Source organism: Yersinia sp. 2542 StPb PI (genome assembly GCF_048593855.1).
Taxonomy (GTDB): Bacteria; Pseudomonadota; Gammaproteobacteria; order Enterobacterales; family Enterobacteriaceae; genus Yersinia; species Yersinia enterocolitica_E.
The window spans coordinates 1-18,080 of sequence record NZ_JAZGQA010000015.1; the positions used below are offsets into that span (position 1 = coordinate 1).

Consider the following 18,080-nt stretch of genomic DNA (forward strand, 5'->3'; position numbering starts at 1 on the left):
ATAATATCAATGACTGCGTATTAGTTTTAATTAATATCATCATAATCACATTGAGTACAATAAAGAAAACGAGGGGGCCATCACTGCCCCGCCCTTAATTTACTCGCCAGCCCGCGACAATAATCAGCATCCCAGTCAGAGCGACCCCCGCACCGACCCAATCGAACAGTGAAAGTTTCACGCCATCCACTACCCGTAACCAAATTAGCGCTGTCGCGACATAAACCCCACCGTATGCCGCATAAACACGCCCACTGGCTGCGGGATGCAGTGTCAATAACCAGACAAACATTGCCAGACTGGCCGCCGCGGGCAGTAATAACCAGAGAGGGCCTCCTTTACGTAACCACAAATAGGGCAAGAAACAGCCAATTATCTCAGCCAGTGCGGTAACAAAAAACAGTAACGACGTCTTTAACATGTTCAGATCTCTTGATATTGCCAGCAATGCAAATGTTTAAAATTAACATTAGGTTACTCTACATATTCCCGACAAACCTGTCGCTGACTGGTTTATATACCGAAAGCAATGATATAATTTTTTATCCGCTGATAGCGTGCCAGTAAACCACATGATGATTTAACATCACCGACTAATAAAGGACTTAAGACGATGAAAATAACTAGCCTGCCACGCCTGACTCGTGCGTTTCTACCGCTAGCTTTGGTTATGCTTGCCTGGCAAACACCGGCCCTGGCACAGGCGACCAATTGCACCCAAGGCAGCACTTGTGTTTCTGTTGGTGGTAGTAATGATTCGATGTCCAAAGAACAGGCTCGCCAAAGCCAACAGCAATGGGATGATACTCATCGCCTGCGCAATAAAGTTAACACCCGGGTTGAAAAGAACTTTGATAAGTTTGATCGGGCTGAAGATGCGAAAGACAACTGCGACCGCAGTGAAAATTTGAACGCCTATTGGGAGCCTAACACGCAGCGCTGCCTGGATCGGCTATCAGGTCGCCAGATTAATCCGTAATGGGTGGCTATGGCTCAGATTTACTTGAGGTTATGAGAATCTGGACTATCCTTTAGGCACGGCTTAAGAATCAATATGTTAGGCAAGCTATTCATCCACATAAGGATTTTATGATGAAAAAAACGCTTATTATCAGTACATTGTTGTTATCGCTGGCCCCTTTGGCTGCTCTGGCATCTTGTGAAAGTGTGAAAGCAGATATCACGCAGAAGATTATCAATAATGGGGTGCCTGAATCCGGCTTTAAACTGGATATCGTTCCTAATGATCAAGCTCAGCAAACTGGCGGTCAGGTGGTTGGACATTGCGAAAATGACAGCCAGAAAATTGTTTATACCCGCATAACCGACAGCGAGTAATTTCGCCGTCACCGGTCTGGGTGTGCCTTTCGGTGCACCCTTTTGTTTTATCAATAATTTATTTCTGCATTTCTCAATTTTTACTGGTCATTCATTTGGTAGCAAGTAACAATCGATGACAAGTAACACACTCTCCGTCAACTTACCTATCAATCACCAAAGTATGGGGTTTACCTCACTATGTCAGTCAGTAGCGTTGCATGAAACGGCCTGCCCACCTGTATTACTATCGCGCCATGCTGCGTCGACTACTGATTTCGATCATGCTGGGTATGATGGCAGCCTTGATTGTTTGGTTATTCCATCAAGCAATGTTGGGCTTGGAGTGGCTGTTATTTGCCCGAACTGATGGCAGTCTGGTAGCCGCTGCCTCTTCTATTACTGGCTGGCGACGCGCATTAACCCCCGCATTAGGTGGTTTGGCCGCCGGTGCTCTTTTATGGGGATACCAGCGTTACCAAAAACAAAAGCCCAGTGCGCCAACTGATTATATGGAGGCCATCGAGATTGGTGATGGCCGGTTAGGTGTTTCCGCCAGTCTGGTTAAGTCCCTCGCTTCATTACTCGTGGTTTCCAGTGGCAGTGCGATTGGTCGCGAAGGGGCAATGGTGCTGTTGGCCGCTTTGTTTGCGTCCGTTTTTGCTCAGCGCTATGCCAAACCTAACGAATGGAAGCTTTGGGTTGCCTGTGGTGCCGCCGCCGGGATGGCCAGCGCCTATCATGCGCCGCTGGCGGGCAGTCTATTTATTGCAGAAATTCTGTTTGGTACGTTGATGCTGGCCTCACTTGGGCCAGTAGTGATCGCAGCCGTCAGTGCATTGCTCACTACCAACCTGCTGCACGGTGGCCAGGAAACCCTTTATCAAGTGCAAGCGCTACCATCACCGTGGCCAATACACTATTTACTGATGGCACTATTAGGCTTGCTGGCTGGCTTCTGTGGCCCCTTGTTTTTAAAAGGTATGGCCGCCAGTGGAGATGCTTTCCGCTCGCTGAATCTTTCTCCCCCATTACAGCTTGCGCTGGGGGGGATAATTGTCGGGCTATTATCGCTGATTTTCCCTGAGGTCTGGGGCAATGGCTACAGTGTGGTGCAGTCACTGTTGACAGCTCCGCCAGGGGTTTTATTGATTGCCGGTATATTGATATGCAAATTATTGGCCGTATTAGCCAGTAGCGGTTCAGGTGCTCCGGGCGGGGTATTCACCCCGACCCTGTTTGTTGGGGCCGCGTTGGGCATGTTATGTGGGCAGATGTTTGCCTGGTGGCCAGCTCTTGGTGACAATATTGCGTTGTTGATGGCACTAACCGGTATGGCGACGCTATTGGCTGCGACCACTCATGCCCCTATCATGGCGGCATTAATGGTTTGCGAAATGACGGGCGAATACACCCTACTCCCAGGATTACTATTATCCTGTGTTATTTCAACAACAATAGCCCGATGGTTGCGTCCGATTTCGGTATATCATTCACGCTAAAATAGGCAACTAATGCAATAGCGGATAGCCACTATTAATTTAATCAGCCCAAAGGGATAAATAGGTGATCAGCCGATCGCCGTCAAATCTAAATATTTCGCCAGCGGCTTCTCTTCTGGATGAGGAAGATAAGGTAATTGCCCTAATTGTGGCGCAGGTAACCGTTCGCGTAGCATAGCAATTGTTTCGGCGTAATGAGCTAATCCGGGATTAATTCGATTTGCGACCCATCCCAATAAGGGTAATCCATCGTTGATAATGGCTTGTGCTGTTAATAATGCATGATTGATGCAACCTAATTTAATTCCGACGACTAAAATAACCGGCAATTGTTCCTGTATCACCCAATCAGAATAGAAACGCTGGTCATTCATCATAACTTTCCAGCCACCACAACCTTCGACCACAACCGTATCGGCTTTGGCGGATAAACGTTGTAATCCTTCGGTCATTGCACCGTAATTAATCAGCGTATCCGTGCAGGCATGGATAACATCCCCTTGCAGCGGGAATGGATTAACTTCCTGATAATCCAGCTTTATAGAGGATGAAGCCTGCAAAATAAGCGCATCCTGATTACGCAACCCTTCAGGTGTCTCTTTACTTTCTGTCGCTACCGGCTTATAGCCTACCGCTGTTCTGCCATTTTGGCTTAAGGCCTGAAGTAAGGCCCGTGACACCACGGTTTTACCGACAGCAGTGTCGGTACCCGTCACAAATACACGCGTTAACATAACAATACTCCGCAATCTGGCCACTTAGACTCAAGTCTTTCCGCCTAACATTAGCGAAATTGGCAACATGGATAAAAGTCTAGGCGATGCCGACAACAGACAGCTTGCGTTAGCGCAAGGTTTTGCCGAACTGAGAGAGGTTTTTAACGGATAACACCAAATAATAGGAGGAATACATCGTACATACCCACTAATAATTAACCCATAATTATTAGTGTTAATACCTTACCCTTGCAGCAACTTCACCAATAATGAACCGTTATATAACGCTTCTTTTACTAATGCAGCTCCTGGCATTGTGCCCTGATTAAAAAATGCTGTTGGTTCAACCAGAATATTCTCACTGTAAGCAGGTAGTGCTTGTTGACGAATACATGACGCAATTGCCGGATGTAGAATAGATGCGGCTTTATTTAATGGGGAACCGACCAGAATTTTTTCCGGGTTAAATAAATTGACCATAATGGCAATAATTCGGCCAACACTGTGGCCAACGCCCAGAATAATATCTTTAGCTAACTGATCGCCCGCCAGCGCCGCATCACATAAAGATTCAACATTCAGTGGAGAACTGTGTAATAGCGAACTCATTGAACCATTTAATCGTTGCTGGGCAATTTCCAACATATTCTCGATACTGGCAACTGTCTCAAGGCAGCCATGATTACCGCAATAACAGCGCTTGCCGTAGGGATCCACCTGAGTATGACCAATCTCCACTACGCTACGACTACCTGCGTGCAATACCCTTCCGGCAGTGATAACACCAGCACCGACGTTATGATCAATCACCACCTGGATGACATTCTGACAGCCACGTGAAGCACCATACAGTGCTTCGGCCATCGTCCAGGCACAAATATCGTGTTGTAGATAGACAGGTAATCCCGTGCGCTGTTCCAGTGCTGGGCCAAGCAGCATCTCATCAACATCATAAAACGGCATTTTATGCACAATACCCGCCGGGGCATCAATGATGCCAGGCATAGTAATCGCAATCGCAGTTAACCGCTCAAGCTTGTCTTGATGCCGAATAAAGAATTGATCAACTTCATTGAGAATACGATTAAGTAGCGGTTCAGGATGACTATCCGGTAACGGAATTTGATCCTCAACTACCAGTTTACTGCTGAGGTCACGCAAGGCGAGAGTAATCGAACCGCGACTGATACGCCCAGAGACATAATGCCAAGCTTCGGTATCAAGAACTAAACCAATAGCAGGGCGTCCACGGCTGCCAATATCTTGATATTCGGTCTCTTTTACCAGATGAGCCTCAACCAGTTCCCGCACAATCTTCGTGATACTGGCCGGGGCCAGTTGCGCCCGTTTAGACAGTTCAATACGGGATATTGGGCCGAACAAATCAATCAGCCGATAAACGGCTCCTGCATTGGTCTGCTTGATTTGATCAATGTGCCCAGGCTGTCCATCCGTTATCACTGAACCGGCTCCTTCTCTGCCAACCGAGTATTTTTCGCGCTTCTAAATAAAGATTATCGGCTATGTTGGGGCTTTTAGTATATGGCGTCAACTATTTGATTAGTTATGTGATTTACTGCACATAATCACCGGTTTTCTACGGGTTACTGCTGGTTATTTATACCGAGTCAGTTGGCGGGCGTCGCTTGAGTATCCTTAACCATCAAGCGAATCAACGCTTCTGCTGGGGCGGTTACTGGCCGATGTTTATGATTAACCAACCACACTTCGGTGGTGGCATCAGGTTCAGCCAAAGGTAAATATTTCACCCCATCCACTTTTACTCGGGTAAATGAGGCAGGCAGTATCGACACGCCCAAACCAGAGGACACCAAACCGACGATGGTCATCGCCTCTCCTACTTCTTGCGTAATATAAGGCGTGATACCCGCGCGGGTTAATAGTGCGAGGATTTCATCATACAGGGCGGTACCCACTTCACGCGAAAAGAAAACAAAGGGTTGTTCTGCCAGTGAGCTAAATTTAACACTCCCCGCAGGTAAGGCCGCTAAGGGGCTTTTTTCGTGGACAACGGCAACCAAAGGTTCACGTAACAACAGACGATATTGCAGTGCCTCCGGCAATCGTGTATTGCGCATTACGCCAAGATCAAGCCGCCCATCCAGTAAAGGTTCAATTTGCTGTCTACTGTTAACTTCCCGCATTTTGATATGCACTTGAGGATGCAGTTGCCGGAATGCCTGTAAATTTTTAGATACCGTGCTAATAAAAGGTGCCGATGAAGTAAAACCGATAGTCAGTTCGCCGGATTCTCCGCGATGTAAACGCCCCGCTTTTTCCGCTGCCGAATGCACTTGGGCTAAAATTTGGTAAGACTCCTTTAAAAACAAGGTGCCGGCTTGGGTCAGGCTGACATTACGGTTGTTACGCGCCAAGAGTCGGGCACCAATTTGCTCTTCCAAACTCTGAATTTGCTGGCTGAGTGGTGGCTGAGAAATGCGCAAGCGCTCTGCCGCCCTACCAAAGTGCAATTCTTCTGCTACGGCAATGAAATAACGTAAATGTCTGAGTTCAATACTCATTGCGCCTCATTGATATGTTTAAAGTCTCATTTCTAATAATTAATATATTAGACAAAAAACTCAGCTATTTCTATGCTCTTCTCATTAAGTGGCTAAATCGAAACAGACAGTCTTTAATTGGGTTATTGATAAGGAAATACCGTGACCACCTCTTTGCGCACTACGACCACCGTAGCGCCGACATCCGCAGCACATGATGATGCAACTTCGTTAGTTCCGCTTCCCGAGGTTACACGTTTAACTAAACGGCCATATATTCAACGTGGTACACCAGAATTTATCCGTGTGACACTGGCTTTCTTTTCAGCAGGATTAGCTACATTCGCCCTGCTCTATTGTGTACAACCCATCCTGCCACTGTTATCTCAAGACTTTAATATCTCACCTGCGGGCAGCAGCTTATCGCTTTCAGCTGCCACCGGCATGTTAGCGTTTGGCCTGATGTTTACCGGCCCACTTTCCGATGCCATTGGACGTAAGTCGGTCATGGTCGTTGCGCTAATGCTGGCGGCTATCTGTACTTTAATTTGTGCCTTTATGACCAGCTGGCAAGGGATTTTGTTGATGCGGGCATTGATTGGTCTGTCCTTAAGCGGCGTTGCTGCTGTGGCCATGACCTACCTCAGTGAGGAGATTCATCCAAGTTTTGTCGCACTCTCCATGGGCTTGTATATCAGCGGCAACTCCATCGGAGGGATGAGTGGCCGCCTGGTGACCGGGGTGTTGAGTGACTTCTTTTCCTGGCGTATTGCACTGGCGGTTATTGGGTTGTTTGCTTTAGCCGCCGCTTGCATGTTTTGGCGAATTCTCCCGCCGTCTAAACATTTCCGCCCAACGTCGTTACGCCCTAGAACATTGGTTATCAATTTCAAGCTGCACTGGCGTGACCCAGGCTTACCACTGCTGTTTGCCGAAGGTTTTTTGATCATGGGCAGCTTTGTCACCTTATTTAATTACATTGGATACCGCTTATTGGCTCAGCCTTATTATATGAGTCAAGCCGTGGTGGGATTATTATCGATAGTGTATCTGACGGGTTCTTATAGTTCACCGAAAGCAGGTTCGCTCACCAGCCGATATGGTCGTGGGCCGGTATTATTAGCCGCAATAGGTATGATGCTGGCCGGTGTTATTATTACCAGTTTTCCCCCTGTGATTACGATTCTTTTCGGCATGATGATATTTACAGCCGGTTTCTTTGCTGCTCACTCGGTTGCCAGTAGTTGGATTGGGCGCCGCGCTCGTCGTGCTAAAGCTCAAGCCTCATCACTCTACTTATTTTGCTATTATGCCGGTTCTAGCGTAGCGGGAACATTGGGGGGCATCTTCTGGCTTAATTTAGGCTGGACTGGGGTGGTGGGGTTTATTGCGACGCTGCTACTGCTAGCACTGTATGTCGGGCAGCGATTACGTAAATTGCCAGAAGCCGCACGAATTTAATCTTTAATTATCGAGATAAGATCTATTGGACGCCAAACTATAATTTGACGTCCTGTCGCCTATGTATCTATTATTAATATGAAACTTAATACAAGATTACTGCTAGTTAGCGTGTAAATTAAGTATCTAACGTATTTAGGGATTTTACGAAAAATATTTCCTTAATTTATTTTTTCAGGAGAACATATGGCAAGTCACTTTCTTACGCTTTGGGACATACTGGTAACAACGTTTTCAATTTTCTTCTTTATTGCTTACTTACTGATTCTATTTCAAGTCATTTCTGACCTCTTCCGTGATCATGAGTTAGGCGGTTTTTATAAAGCAATCTGGATTGTATTTCTGCTTTTCATCCCGCTCCTCACGTCTCTTTTGTATCTCATTACCCGAGGGAAAGGCATGGCGCAGCGTTATCGCGCTACGGTACAGAAATCGGTATCTGATACCAATGATTATATCCGCCAGGTTGCGGGGAAATCACCAGCAGAACAGATTTCTGATGCCAAGAAATTATTGGATGAAGGCACGATAACTGAAAGCGAATACCAGCAATTGAAAGCTAAAGCATTGGCTTAATATTTGAGCTACCTGCACCCAACAAGGCTATATGTCACTTTGAACGACATTTAGCCTTGTTTATTGCGACCTGCGGCATTGTTTAAATTTGTTCCCTTCCCCTATTTGATATAACTTACTGTAAACTGCCTGATGAAAATTCTTAACAATTGCCTATCTGCGCCATGTGTTTAGAGGCAAATTTTTCTTCCCACTTGCGAGATTCAGGAATGAAACATTCACCGTTGCGGCGTTCGCTATTATTAGCCGGTCTCACCGTGCCATTGCTCAATTTTACACTACCATCCTGGGCGGCTGGGGCGAAAATGTCATTAGATAATCAACTCGCTGAACTTGAAAAATCGTCAAATGGCCGTTTAGGGCTGGCGTTAATCAATACCGACAAAGGCACCAAAGTTCACTATCGTGGCGGCCAGCGCTTTCCATTCTGTAGTACCTTCAAATTAATGTTGGCCGCCGCAGTGTTGGGTCATAGTCAATCTCAGCCAAATCTACTCAGTAAACACATTATTTATCGTGAAAGTGACTTACTCGATTATGCACCGATTACGCGCAAACATTTAGCACAAGGTATGACAGTTGCAGACCTGTGTGCAGCGACCATTCAGTATAGTGATAACACCGCAGCCAATTTGTTAATCAAACAGCTGGGTGGACTCGAGGCGGTTAACCAGTTTGCCCGTAGTATTGGTGATCAGACATTCAGGCTGGATCGTTGGGAACCTGAGTTAAATACTGCCTTGCCAAATGATCCTCGAGATACCACAACACCTGCGGCTATGGCAGCCAGTGTAAACAAACTGGTATTAGGTGATGCGCTTGCAACCCCACAGCGGGAACAACTCACACAATGGCTTAAGGGCAATACTACCGGTGGGGCCAGTATTCGTGCGGGCGTCCCTACCGATTGGATTGTCGGGGACAAAACCGGCAGTGGTGATTATGGTACGACAAATGACGTCGCGGTGTTATGGCCCGCGAAAGGTGCGCCACTGGTATTAGTGGTTTACTTTACGCAGCTTAAGAAAGATGCCGAATCACGGCGGGATGTATTAGCATCGGCCACTAAAATTGTCTTGGCGCACCTAACCTGATTATCGGTGTGGGGTATTATATTAATGCCCCACTCTCTAGCTAAGATCTGATATTGATTTTTTAAAAAACACCACGCGTTCCGTTTCTTGGAAACCTAAAGACTGATGCATTTTCTGTGAAGCAATATTATCAATAGCAGTATCGGACGCTAATTCGCAGCAACCGTTTACTCGGCCCCAAGTTTGTACAGCAGTAACTAATTGTGCAGCAATTCCCTTTCTTCGATATGTCTCAGTAACGAATATTCCTTCAAGAAAAACTACCGGTGTATTATCGCAGCCATTAACATAATCATGCCGCAGTGAAGCATCGGCAAATCCGACTATATGCCCGGAATCAGCGATAGCAACAAATGAAATTAGCTTATCGGAACAAAAAATTATGTTTTCACCATCGCGATGGTGCGCGTCACTACCATGATTGGGCCAGAGCTGGGTACGCAGTTTTATCCACCCGGATAGTGTGGTCTGATCTATCTTTTTAATTAACATGATCATCTGCTTTAAAGTGGCGTAAAATTGACACTCAAGATAATAGGTATTAACCCAGCAGTAAATCCACCCCGAAAAATCGCGCTATTGAATCTTTTACCATTACGTATAGATACCCCCTTTATTAATGTTAACAATAGGCTTTCATGGTGCTGTTTTTACTGATATAACATAATGTATGTTGTAACTAAAATTAGCTTGATTGGAAAAGATAATGGCCAAGTATGATTTGATTGAACGAATGAATGGCAGTTTTGCTGCACTGGAAATTGCATTAGATTATCTCCACCAGCAACTTAATGCGCTTCCCCTACTCGCAGCCCGTGTATTTTCGCTGCCTGAAATTGAAAAAGGTACCGAACATCAACCTATTGAGAAAATCAGCGTTACCGCAAAAGTCGGTAATGAAGCAAAAGAACTGGGGTTACAACATTACCAGCGGTTGTTTATTCATCATCAGGGGCAAAATGCGAGCAGTAAAGCTGCCCTGCGCTTACCCGGGGTACTGTGTTTCACCGTGAGTGATAAGCAACTGGGGGAATGTGAAAATACTATTGCTCAGATTAATCAGTTGAAAAGTGAGTTGGAACATATCATTACCGTCGAATCTGGCTTACCAAGTGAGCAACGTTTCGAATTTGTACATACCCATTTGCATGGTCTGATTACCTTAAATACTTACCGCACCATTACTCCACTTATCAATCCTAGTTCTGTGCGTTTCGGCTGGGCCAACAAACATATAATTAAGAATGTCACCCGTGAAGAGATCTTGGTTCAACTGAATAAAAGCCTTAATGCCGGGCGCGCGGTGCCGCCTTTTAGCCGCGAACAGTGGATGGAATTAATTAGCTTGGAAATTAATGATGTAAAACGGTTACCTGAAAATACCCGTCTGAAGATTAAGCGGCCAGTAAAAGTGCAGCCTATCGCGCGAGTTTGGTATCAGGAACAACAAAAGCAAGTGCAACACCCCTGCCCTATGCCGTTAATTGCTTTTTGCCAGGCACAATCAGCGGCGGAATTGCCTAAGTTAGGTGAGTTAATAGACTACGATATCAACCAAATTAAGCATAAATATAAGCCGGATGCCAAACCTCTGCGGTTACTGGTGCCAAGGTTGCATCTGTATATCGACGTTGAATAAATAATGCGTTGCCAAGAACAATTCCGGTGCGGGCAATAACCATAACGAATTCATATACATTATTTAAGATAGATATCTGGACGGTTTATCTGCCATACAAAGTCGTGACGATTGATCGCCTGAAAACCAGTCTTTTTATAAAGGAAAGCGGCAGTGTCCGTAACGAGCATAATCCGTCTAAGGCTGGTTGTAACCGGATGAGCCTTACTGCATTCGACCAGCCACTTTGCTAGACCTAATCCCTGGTACTCTTCAAGCACATACACATCACATAAATAGCCAAAAAAACGGAGAGCTGAGTTTGACGGTTGATAACACCGGGTTTTTATCCGTAAAAAACGCCAGTCATAAGGACCGGCGTTAATTGTTTGCTTGGCCGGTGGTTACTTCATACTACCAACCATATCCTCCGGTTTGACCCATTCATCAAACTGCTCCCCGGTCAGATAGCCTAATTTCAAGGCGGCAGCTTTGAGTGTAAGCCCTTCTTTATGGGCCTTTTTCGCAATCTCGGCAGCTTTGTCATAACCAATATGGGTATTCAACGCGGTAACTAACATCAAAGACTCATTCAGTAACTGCGTTATACGGTCACGATTTGGCTCAATACCCACCGCGCAATGTTCATTAAAACCGCGCATACCATCGGCCAGCAAACGAATTGATTGCAGGAAGTTATGAATCACCAACGGGCGGAAGACGTTCAATTCAAAATTACCGGATGCTCCACCAATATTGATGGCCACGTCGTTACCCATAACCTGTGCGCATAACATCGTCATGGCTTCACACTGTGTCGGATTCACTTTGCCAGGCATGATTGAACTGCCCGGTTCATTCTCAGGAATCGCGATTTCACCAATGCCGCAGCGAGGGCCGGAGGACAACCAGCGCACATCGTTGGCAATTTTCATCAATGAAGCCGCAAGTCCTTTTAAAGCCCCATGACCATGAACTAATGCATCACAAGCCGCTAATGACTCAAACTTATTAGGCGCAGTGATAAATGGTTGATGGGTAAGCGCCGCAATCTCTTTGGCTACTCGCACGGCATATTCTGGATGCGTATTCAGCCCGGTTCCTACCGCCGTCCCCCCTAACGCCAACTCACACAGATGAGGAATGGTCGCTTCAATATGCTGCACGCTGTGAGATAGCATCGCCACCCAGCCCGAGATCTCCTGCCCTAAGGTCAATGGCGTAGCATCTTGCAAATGCGTCCTGCCAATCTTCACAATATCGCGAAAGGCGTACGCTTTGTGTGCCAGTGTCTCCTGCAATGTTTTGAGTTCCGGTAACAGATGTTGCCGCAACCCGATAACCGCAGCAACATGCATCGCCGTTGGGAAGACATCATTTGAACTTTGGCTTTTATTCACATCATCATTAGGATGCACTAACCGATTGTTTCCGCGCTCGCCGCCTAACAGCTCACTGGCACGGTTCGCCAAAACCTCATTCATATTCATGTTGGTCTGGGTACCAGACCCGGTTTGCCAGATAGACAGTGGAAACTCACTCGGATGACACTCTTCCAGAACTTCATCTGCGGCACGCATGATGGCCTTTGCCCGTTCGGCTGGTAGTAGCCCTAAATCCATGTTGACCTGCGCCGCTGCCCGTTTGGTCAGTGCCAGAGCATGGATCAGTGCCGTCGGCATTTTTTCTTGCGAGATACGGAAATGTTCCAGTGAACGCTGGGTTTGTGCGCCCCATAATTGATTTGCTGGTACATCGATAGGCCCCATAGAGTCTTTTTCACTGCGGGTGGTCGCCATCACGGTCTCCTTAGCATGTAGAACTGAACGGTTGAGGTATGTCATACCAGTCTCACTGGCGACATGACACTATCATGGCACATTTGCTGTTACCTTTATGCGATTGATTCGCATTTATATCATTTTGTGATCAATATTCTCATAACGAGCCTGCGGCTAAAACACACTGCTAATTAGCGCACTCATCCTTGTGACCACTCAGTTCAACCATCAAATCTCGGATCCAACCATGGCCAGCATGACTATGACTGCGCTCATGCCAAACTAAGCTGACATCAAATTGCTCCGCAAGCCAGCCAACCTCAACCATCGTGAATCGATCCGATTGCCCCTGCACTTGCCACAATCGTCGTGGAATTAAAGCCACAAGGTCGCTAGTGGCGACTATCTCAGGAACAAAAAGGAATGACGCTGCCGACATAACAACATTACGTTGAAATCCGAATGCCGCCAGAGCATCGTCTATTGGTGTGGTGAAGCTGCCCCCGGAAGGTGAAACAATGACATGCTCTAGTTGGGTAAAATCTTCCATTGTTAACTTGTCTCTAAGCCCCGGGTGGTCTTTCCGCCCGATGAGTACATAAGTTTCATCGAACAAATGGCGTGCTCTTAGACGCGCATGATAGGCACCTTGTGTAATAACCGCTATATCAACTTCGCCACTGGCCAACTGTTGTTCCAACTGGCTCGGATTATAGTGACGAACGGCAATACGGACCCCCGGTGATCTTTGCCGTAAGGCCAAAACCAGCGGCATGACGACCGCAGCCTGTATGTAGTCAGTACCCGCAATGGTGACCGTCAGTTGAGCCCGCTCGGGATAAAAATCCTTGTGCGATTGCAGCGTGCGGCGCAGTTGGTCTAAAGACGCACGCAGCGGAGTAAGTAACTCCAGCGCTTTTGCAGTCGGCGTCATCCCCCGTCGCGCAGGAACCAGCAAAGGGTCGTCAAATACCTCTCTCAAGCGATTCAGTTGCGCACTAACTGCGGGCTGGCTGAGATTAAGTCGCGCTGCGGCCTTGGTTACATTCTGTTCAGCAAGCAAAGCTTCCAGGGTGACCAACAGGTTTAGATCTATCCGTGTGGTATCCATTTGGTGGATTCCTTAATATAAAACAATCGATTTCTCTTATCCCTCAGCCGTCATCATAATGCAAGTTCATGTTGTAGGGATTATCAGGAGACAGTTGATGTTATCGAATAGCAAACCACTCATCACAGTTGTGGGAGCATTGAGTAAACAAGGGCGTAGTGTGGTGCGCACGCTACTAGAGAGTCAGCGCTACCGAGTACGCGCGTTAACGCGGCGGGTAGATTCCCCAGAAGCGCAAGAGCTGGCGCTTCAGGGGGCAGAACTCATGGCAGTACCGCTAGAATTGGGCCATAAAGAGACGTTTGTTCAAGCATTTAAAGGGGCATATGGCGCGTTTCTAATGACGCCCGCTATCACGCCGCAGGCGAGCCACGCGGAAACACACGAAACAGCGTTAGGTAAACAAATAGCAGATGCCGCCGTCGAAGCGGGGGTAAAACATATTGTATTCTCTAGTCTGGAAAACGTAGAAAAGATTACCGAAGGGAAAAAGTGGGTGCCACACTTTACTGATAAGAGCCGGGTTGAGAGCTACATTCGTACACTGCCCGTCACCAGTTCATTTATCTACATGGCGTTTTTTTACACTAATCTGCTTGAGTTCTATCAGCCACGAATGGAAGGAGATACTTTAGTCTTTCCTCTCTATCTACCTGAAGATTTTTGCGCACCTTTTGTCGACCCATTGACAGCGACCGGCCCAGCGGTGTTAGCGATTTTTGATGATAAGGACCTGTACGCGGGCCAATCTTTGCCTGTTATCGGGGAGATCATTTCACCCAAAGAGATGGTTGAAACATTTAGCCGTGTGACGGGGAAAAAAGCCCGCTACAGCTCGGCGTTTACACGTGAGGAGCTGTGTCAACACTTCCCCACATTTTCCAGCATTGGGGGATTAGTGGATGAAGTAATCGGTATGGCTGAGTATACGGTAGAGTACGGTTACTTCCGTAAAGAGCGAGATCTGCTTTGGAGCCGACAAGTAAATCCGGCCAGTTTAACCTGGGAACAATTCCTGCGTACCACTGGATGGCAAGGGCAAGCGCTATCTTTTGCCCGGTGATTTTCGCCGTATTTACCTTATCGGTTTTCTCACTTTCCTAAATAAGGGCGTCGATGTTACGCCCTCTTCGCGACATTAAACGGCGGTAGTGCCCGTTTTCGCTCAATTGGCCCCCCCCCCTCCGATTACTACTTGCAACCCCCGTAGCGCCATTGTTTACTAAGGGACAATTTTATTGGGCGGCAGGGTCAGGCGCGATTAGTCATATAAAATAGCTGATTTGTGTGTAACCCTTAATTTGGCCCTTAACAAACGGCAGAACGTAAACATGCAAAAGATGAAGAATGCAGTGCAAAACTACGCTTGGGGCAGTACCGACGCCCTCACTCAGCTTTATGGCATAGCAAATCCACAGGGGAAACCAATGGCTGAACTGTGGATGGGCGCGCATCCGAAGAGCAGCTCACAGGTGGCAGATGCTAACGGCCAGTGGCATTCATTGCGTGATGTGATCGAACAAGATCCCGATGCTAATCTGGGCCATGATGTTTTCAACCGTTTTGGTGAGCTACCATTCCTGTTCAAAGTACTTTGTGCGGCACAACCGTTATCGATTCAGGTTCATCCCAGTAAAACCGCCGCCGAAATTGGTTTTGCCAAAGAGAATCAGGCGGGTATCCCACTGGATGCTGCCGAAAGAAATTATAAAGATGCCAACCATAAGCCGGAACTGGTCTATGCGCTAACACCCTTTCAGGCTATGAATGGTTTCCGTACACTGGAAGATATTCAGGCATTACTCCACCCCTTAGCGGCAGCGCATCCCGATATCGCCGCATTCCTGCGCGAACCGGATACTGAACACTTAGCGGCCCTGTTTGCCAGTTTACTGAGTTTGGCTGGCGACCCAAAAACGCTCGCGCTGGGAATTTTGAAAGCAGCCTTAAATAACCAGTTAGGTGAACCTTGGGATACCATCCGCAGTATCTCGCGTTTTTACCCTGATGACAGCGGCTTGTTCTCCCCCTTATTGCTAAATGTCGTGACCCTGCAACCGGGTGAAGCCATGTTCCTGTATGCTGAAACACCGCACGCCTACCTCAACGGCGTGGCGCTAGAGGTGATGGCAAACTCCGATAACGTATTACGTGCAGGCCTGACGCCTAAGTTTATCGATATTCCCGAACTGATGGCCAATCTGCAATTTATCCCCAAACCGGCTGATACTCTGCTGACCACGCCAAAACAGCAAGGCAACGAACTGGCCTTCCCTATCCCAGTTGAGGATTTTGCTTTTTCACTGCATACAGTAACGGCCGAGACTCAAGTGTTAGCACAACCTAGCGCGGCAATTGTGTTTTGTATTCAGGGTCAGGCTATATTGAAAAAACAGCAGCAGGAAATCACCCTACAACCAGGCGAATCCTGTTTTATCCCGGCGAATGAATCACCGGTTACAGTGCAAGGAATTGGCTCTATTGCGCGTGTTTACAACGCAGACTGAACGAAGTCACTCATTTTGTTGTCAATAACTGGCTTTTTGCTGTCGTGATAGATAGATTCCATAGTCGCAATGGCGGGGTTTTGTTATTACACAGAACTCACGCTTGCCGTTTCAGGATAGTTATCGTCGCAATAATATTTGTGTCCGGTTAATCTATGCCTATATTAATTTGGTGAATACTGTTTTTCAGGCATTCTCTTGGGTGGTTTTTCACCAGCAACTCATTACCGCGTTCAACATAGTGAATTTGGTGTATTAGAAAAGGATGAACAGAACAATGAAAAAATCGTTAGTGGCTGTCAGCGTCATTGTCGTACTTGGCGCAGCATGGACTGGAGCCTCATGGTATACCGGCAAACTGATTGAACAACGGATGGGTGAACTGGTTAACACCGCAAACGGGCAGATCAGAACATTGCTGCCTAAAGCTGGTGTCAAACTCGCCTATACAGATTACCAACGTGGTTTGTTCCGTAGCCAGGTTCGCTATGTGCTGCAAGCAGATAGCAGTGTCGTGGGTGAAAAAGCGTTAAAAGACGGTGATGAAATCGCTTTTATCGAAACTATCGATCACGGCCCATTCCCGTTCGCGCAGTTGAAGAAATTCAATTTGATCCCGAGCATGGCATCGGTACATACCGAACTTGCCAATACCCCTGCATTGAAAAAGCTATTTGATGTTACCAAAGGCCAATCACCGTTTACTGCGGATTCACGCATTTCATACAGCGGTGATACCTCTTCCGCCATTACCTTTATTCCTATCGATTATCAGCAAAATACCACCAGCATGAAATTCTCTGGTGCTACCATTGATGCCGATGTTTCGCGCGATATGCGTAATGTGAAGATGAGCGGTAGCAGCGAGAATATCGTCTTCACCAGCAAAAATCAGTGGGACCAACTGGAACAATTCAGCGTGCAGGGCCTGACGCTGAAAAGTGACAGCAAAATGGGTAAATTTGATCTCAGCATTGGTGATCAACAAGTCGCTATCAAGCAAATTGGTTTCAGTCTTGATGGCAAAGAGATGGCAACACTGGTTGGCTTTAACCTTAATACCCAATTGGGTGAAACGGATAAAGACCTGAACGGCAAACTGAGCTACACCCTCGATGCATTAAAAATTCAGGGTAATGATTTCGGTTCCGGTAAATTAGCCTTTGCCTTTGACAAGCTTGATGGCCAAAACCTGAAGCAGTTCACCAGCGCGTATAATCAACAAGTGCTGAAAGCCGTTCAGGCGGGTGAAAACCTCGATCCTGTTGCCTATCAAGAGCAAATGACTGAGATGTTAATTGCCAATCTTCCAGGGCTGTTAAAAGGCAATCCAACCGTGAGCATTGCGCCACTGAGCTGGAAAAACGCTAAAGGGGAAAGTACCTTTACCCTGAATGTCGACTTGGTTGATCCGGCGCAGACTAAAGCAAGTGCTGAACCCCTGTTAGCGCAGTCAGTGAAGAAAGTTGACGCAACCCTGACTATCCCGATGGCAATGGCAACTGAGTTGACGACCCAGGCCGCACGCCTGCAAGGCTACAGCCCGGAAGAAGCTCAGAAGCTGGCACAACAACAGGTTCAAGGCATTGCCGCTATGGGCCAGATGTTTAAACTGACCACCACCAAAGATGATGTTATCAGCAGCAGCTTCCATTTTGCTGATAATCAGGTCAATTTGAATGGTCAGAAAATGTCACTGCAAGAGTTTGTTGGCCTGTTTGGTATGTTTGGCGGGGCACCTGCTGAAGAAGACACCGACAGCGCACCAGAAGATATGCCAGCAACCCCAGCAGAACCTGCGGTTCCGGCACAATAGTTGTTGTAATAAGTTGCAGCAATAACACATAGAACGGAGCCTGATGGCTCCGTTTTTTT

At 47.0% G+C, this 18,080-nt stretch carries 17 protein-coding genes and 1 pseudogene; 10 read left to right on the forward strand and 8 right to left on the reverse strand.

Annotated features, from left to right (window positions below):
• Positions 1-94: 94 nt before the first annotated feature.
• A complete protein-coding gene (locus V1952_RS03740; protein WP_372559025.1) occupies positions 95-421 on the reverse strand; it encodes a YnfA family protein in 327 nt (108 codons plus the stop codon).
• A gap of 192 nt (positions 422-613) precedes the next feature.
• On the opposite strand from V1952_RS03740, the gene V1952_RS03745 reads away from it, so the two are divergent.
• The 3 genes from V1952_RS03745 (at position 614) to clcB (ending at position 2,819) form a co-directional block, all read left to right on the forward strand.
• Entirely contained in the window at positions 614-979 is a 366-nt protein-coding gene (locus V1952_RS03745) for a DUF1283 family protein (protein ID WP_083158844.1), read from the forward strand.
• A 113-nt stretch (positions 980-1,092) separates the two neighbouring features.
• Positions 1,093-1,338, forward strand: coding sequence for a DUF1161 domain-containing protein (locus tag V1952_RS03750; protein ID WP_372559024.1), 246 nt, complete (start codon positions 1,093-1,095; stop codon positions 1,336-1,338).
• A gap of 200 nt (positions 1,339-1,538) precedes the next feature.
• The gene (gene clcB, locus V1952_RS03755) at positions 1,539-2,819 is read left to right on the forward strand and encodes a voltage-gated ClC-type chloride channel ClcB (RefSeq protein WP_420074328.1); all 1,281 of its coding nucleotides are present in this window, start codon (positions 1,539-1,541) and stop codon (positions 2,817-2,819) included.
• A 68-nt stretch (positions 2,820-2,887) separates the two neighbouring features.
• Here clcB and bioD read toward each other — a convergent pair whose 3' ends face one another.
• From bioD to V1952_RS03770, 3 genes are all read right to left on the reverse strand, one after another.
• A complete protein-coding gene (gene bioD, locus V1952_RS03760; RefSeq protein WP_372559022.1) occupies positions 2,888-3,553 on the reverse strand; it encodes a dethiobiotin synthase in 666 nt (221 codons plus the stop codon).
• A gap of 225 nt (positions 3,554-3,778) precedes the next feature.
• Positions 3,779-4,996, reverse strand: coding sequence for an ROK family transcriptional regulator Mlc (gene mlc, locus V1952_RS03765; protein ID WP_083158848.1), 1,218 nt, complete (start codon positions 4,994-4,996; stop codon positions 3,779-3,781).
• Between the two features lie 167 nt (positions 4,997-5,163).
• Entirely contained in the window at positions 5,164-6,078 is a 915-nt protein-coding gene (locus V1952_RS03770) for a LysR substrate-binding domain-containing protein (protein WP_420071101.1), read from the reverse strand.
• Between the two features lie 141 nt (positions 6,079-6,219).
• Here V1952_RS03770 and V1952_RS03775 point away from each other — a divergent pair, with 141 nt between their 5' ends.
• The 3 genes from V1952_RS03775 to bla all read left to right on the forward strand — a co-directional run bounded on the left by V1952_RS03775 (position 6,220) and on the right by bla (position 9,188).
• A complete protein-coding gene (locus V1952_RS03775; RefSeq protein WP_372559020.1) occupies positions 6,220-7,518 on the forward strand; it encodes an MFS transporter in 1,299 nt (432 codons plus the stop codon).
• 186 nt (positions 7,519-7,704) lie between these two features.
• A complete protein-coding gene (locus tag V1952_RS03780; RefSeq protein ID WP_083158851.1) occupies positions 7,705-8,094 on the forward strand; it encodes an SHOCT domain-containing protein in 390 nt (129 codons plus the stop codon).
• Positions 8,095-8,303: 209 nt separating this feature from the next.
• Positions 8,304-9,188: a class A beta-lactamase gene (bla, locus tag V1952_RS03785; protein ID WP_372559019.1), complete on the forward strand. Its 885-nt coding sequence runs from the start codon at positions 8,304-8,306 to the stop codon at positions 9,186-9,188.
• 36 nt (positions 9,189-9,224) lie between these two features.
• On the opposite strand, the gene aac(6') is transcribed toward bla, so the two are convergent.
• Positions 9,225-9,680: an aminoglycoside 6'-N-acetyltransferase gene (aac(6'), locus tag V1952_RS03790; RefSeq protein ID WP_420074329.1), complete on the reverse strand. Its 456-nt coding sequence runs from the start codon at positions 9,678-9,680 to the stop codon at positions 9,225-9,227.
• 214 nt (positions 9,681-9,894) lie between these two features.
• Between aac(6') and tus the strand changes: the two genes are divergently transcribed.
• Positions 9,895-10,827 (forward strand): DNA replication terminus site-binding protein, encoded by a 933-nt coding sequence (gene tus, locus V1952_RS03795; RefSeq protein WP_372559017.1) that lies wholly within the window; start codon positions 9,895-9,897, stop codon positions 10,825-10,827.
• 59 nt (positions 10,828-10,886) lie between these two features.
• Here tus and V1952_RS03800 read toward each other — a convergent pair.
• The 3 genes and pseudogenes from V1952_RS03800 to V1952_RS03810 all read right to left on the reverse strand — a co-directional run.
• Positions 10,887-11,111: pseudogene (locus V1952_RS03800) on the reverse strand (GNAT family N-acetyltransferase); the annotation flags it as partial.
• 99 nt (positions 11,112-11,210) lie between these two features.
• Entirely contained in the window at positions 11,211-12,605 is a 1,395-nt protein-coding gene (gene fumC, locus V1952_RS03805; RefSeq protein ID WP_420074330.1) for a class II fumarate hydratase, read from the reverse strand.
• A 169-nt stretch (positions 12,606-12,774) separates the two neighbouring features.
• Positions 12,775-13,698 (reverse strand): LysR family transcriptional regulator, encoded by a 924-nt coding sequence (locus tag V1952_RS03810; RefSeq protein WP_372559015.1) that lies wholly within the window; start codon positions 13,696-13,698, stop codon positions 12,775-12,777.
• 97 nt (positions 13,699-13,795) lie between these two features.
• On the opposite strand from V1952_RS03810, the gene V1952_RS03815 reads away from it, so the two are divergent.
• The 3 genes from V1952_RS03815 (at position 13,796) to V1952_RS03825 (ending at position 18,021) form a co-directional block, all read left to right on the forward strand.
• Positions 13,796-14,761, forward strand: a complete 966-nt coding sequence (locus tag V1952_RS03815) for an NmrA/HSCARG family protein (RefSeq protein ID WP_083158858.1) — start codon at positions 13,796-13,798, stop codon at positions 14,759-14,761.
• Between the two features lie 268 nt (positions 14,762-15,029).
• Complete coding sequence (manA, locus tag V1952_RS03820) at positions 15,030-16,205, forward strand: mannose-6-phosphate isomerase (protein ID WP_372559013.1); 1,176 nt, start codon at positions 15,030-15,032, stop codon at positions 16,203-16,205.
• 277 nt (positions 16,206-16,482) lie between these two features.
• Entirely contained in the window at positions 16,483-18,021 is a 1,539-nt protein-coding gene (locus tag V1952_RS03825) for a YdgA family protein (RefSeq protein WP_372559012.1), read from the forward strand.
• Positions 18,022-18,080: the final 59 nt, after the last annotated feature.

What these genes read in the sequence shown, in the direction of transcription:
- V1952_RS03740 (WP_372559025.1), bottom strand. Translation starts at nt 421, where the DNA reads ATGTTAAAGACGTCGTTACTGTTTTTTGTTACCGCACTGGCTGAGATA.
- V1952_RS03745 (WP_083158844.1), top strand. Translation starts at nt 614, where the DNA reads ATGAAAATAACTAGCCTGCCACGCCTGACTCGTGCGTTTCTACCGCTA.
- V1952_RS03750 (WP_372559024.1), top strand. Translation starts at nt 1,093, where the DNA reads ATGAAAAAAACGCTTATTATCAGTACATTGTTGTTATCGCTGGCCCCT.
- clcB (WP_420074328.1), top strand. Translation starts at nt 1,539, where the DNA reads ATGAAACGGCCTGCCCACCTGTATTACTATCGCGCCATGCTGCGTCGA.
- bioD (WP_372559022.1), bottom strand. Translation starts at nt 3,553, where the DNA reads ATGTTAACGCGTGTATTTGTGACGGGTACCGACACTGCTGTCGGTAAA.
- V1952_RS03770 (WP_420071101.1), bottom strand. Translation starts at nt 6,078, where the DNA reads ATGAGTATTGAACTCAGACATTTACGTTATTTCATTGCCGTAGCAGAA.
- V1952_RS03780 (WP_083158851.1), top strand. Translation starts at nt 7,705, where the DNA reads ATGGCAAGTCACTTTCTTACGCTTTGGGACATACTGGTAACAACGTTT.
- bla (WP_372559019.1), top strand. Translation starts at nt 8,304, where the DNA reads ATGAAACATTCACCGTTGCGGCGTTCGCTATTATTAGCCGGTCTCACC.
- tus (WP_372559017.1), top strand. Translation starts at nt 9,895, where the DNA reads ATGGCCAAGTATGATTTGATTGAACGAATGAATGGCAGTTTTGCTGCA.
- fumC (WP_420074330.1), bottom strand. Translation starts at nt 12,605, where the DNA reads ATGGCGACCACCCGCAGTGAAAAAGACTCTATGGGGCCTATCGATGTA.
- V1952_RS03810 (WP_372559015.1), bottom strand. Translation starts at nt 13,698, where the DNA reads ATGGATACCACACGGATAGATCTAAACCTGTTGGTCACCCTGGAAGCT.
- V1952_RS03815 (WP_083158858.1), top strand. Translation starts at nt 13,796, where the DNA reads ATGTTATCGAATAGCAAACCACTCATCACAGTTGTGGGAGCATTGAGT.
- manA (WP_372559013.1), top strand. Translation starts at nt 15,030, where the DNA reads ATGCAAAAGATGAAGAATGCAGTGCAAAACTACGCTTGGGGCAGTACC.
- V1952_RS03825 (WP_372559012.1), top strand. Translation starts at nt 16,483, where the DNA reads ATGAAAAAATCGTTAGTGGCTGTCAGCGTCATTGTCGTACTTGGCGCA.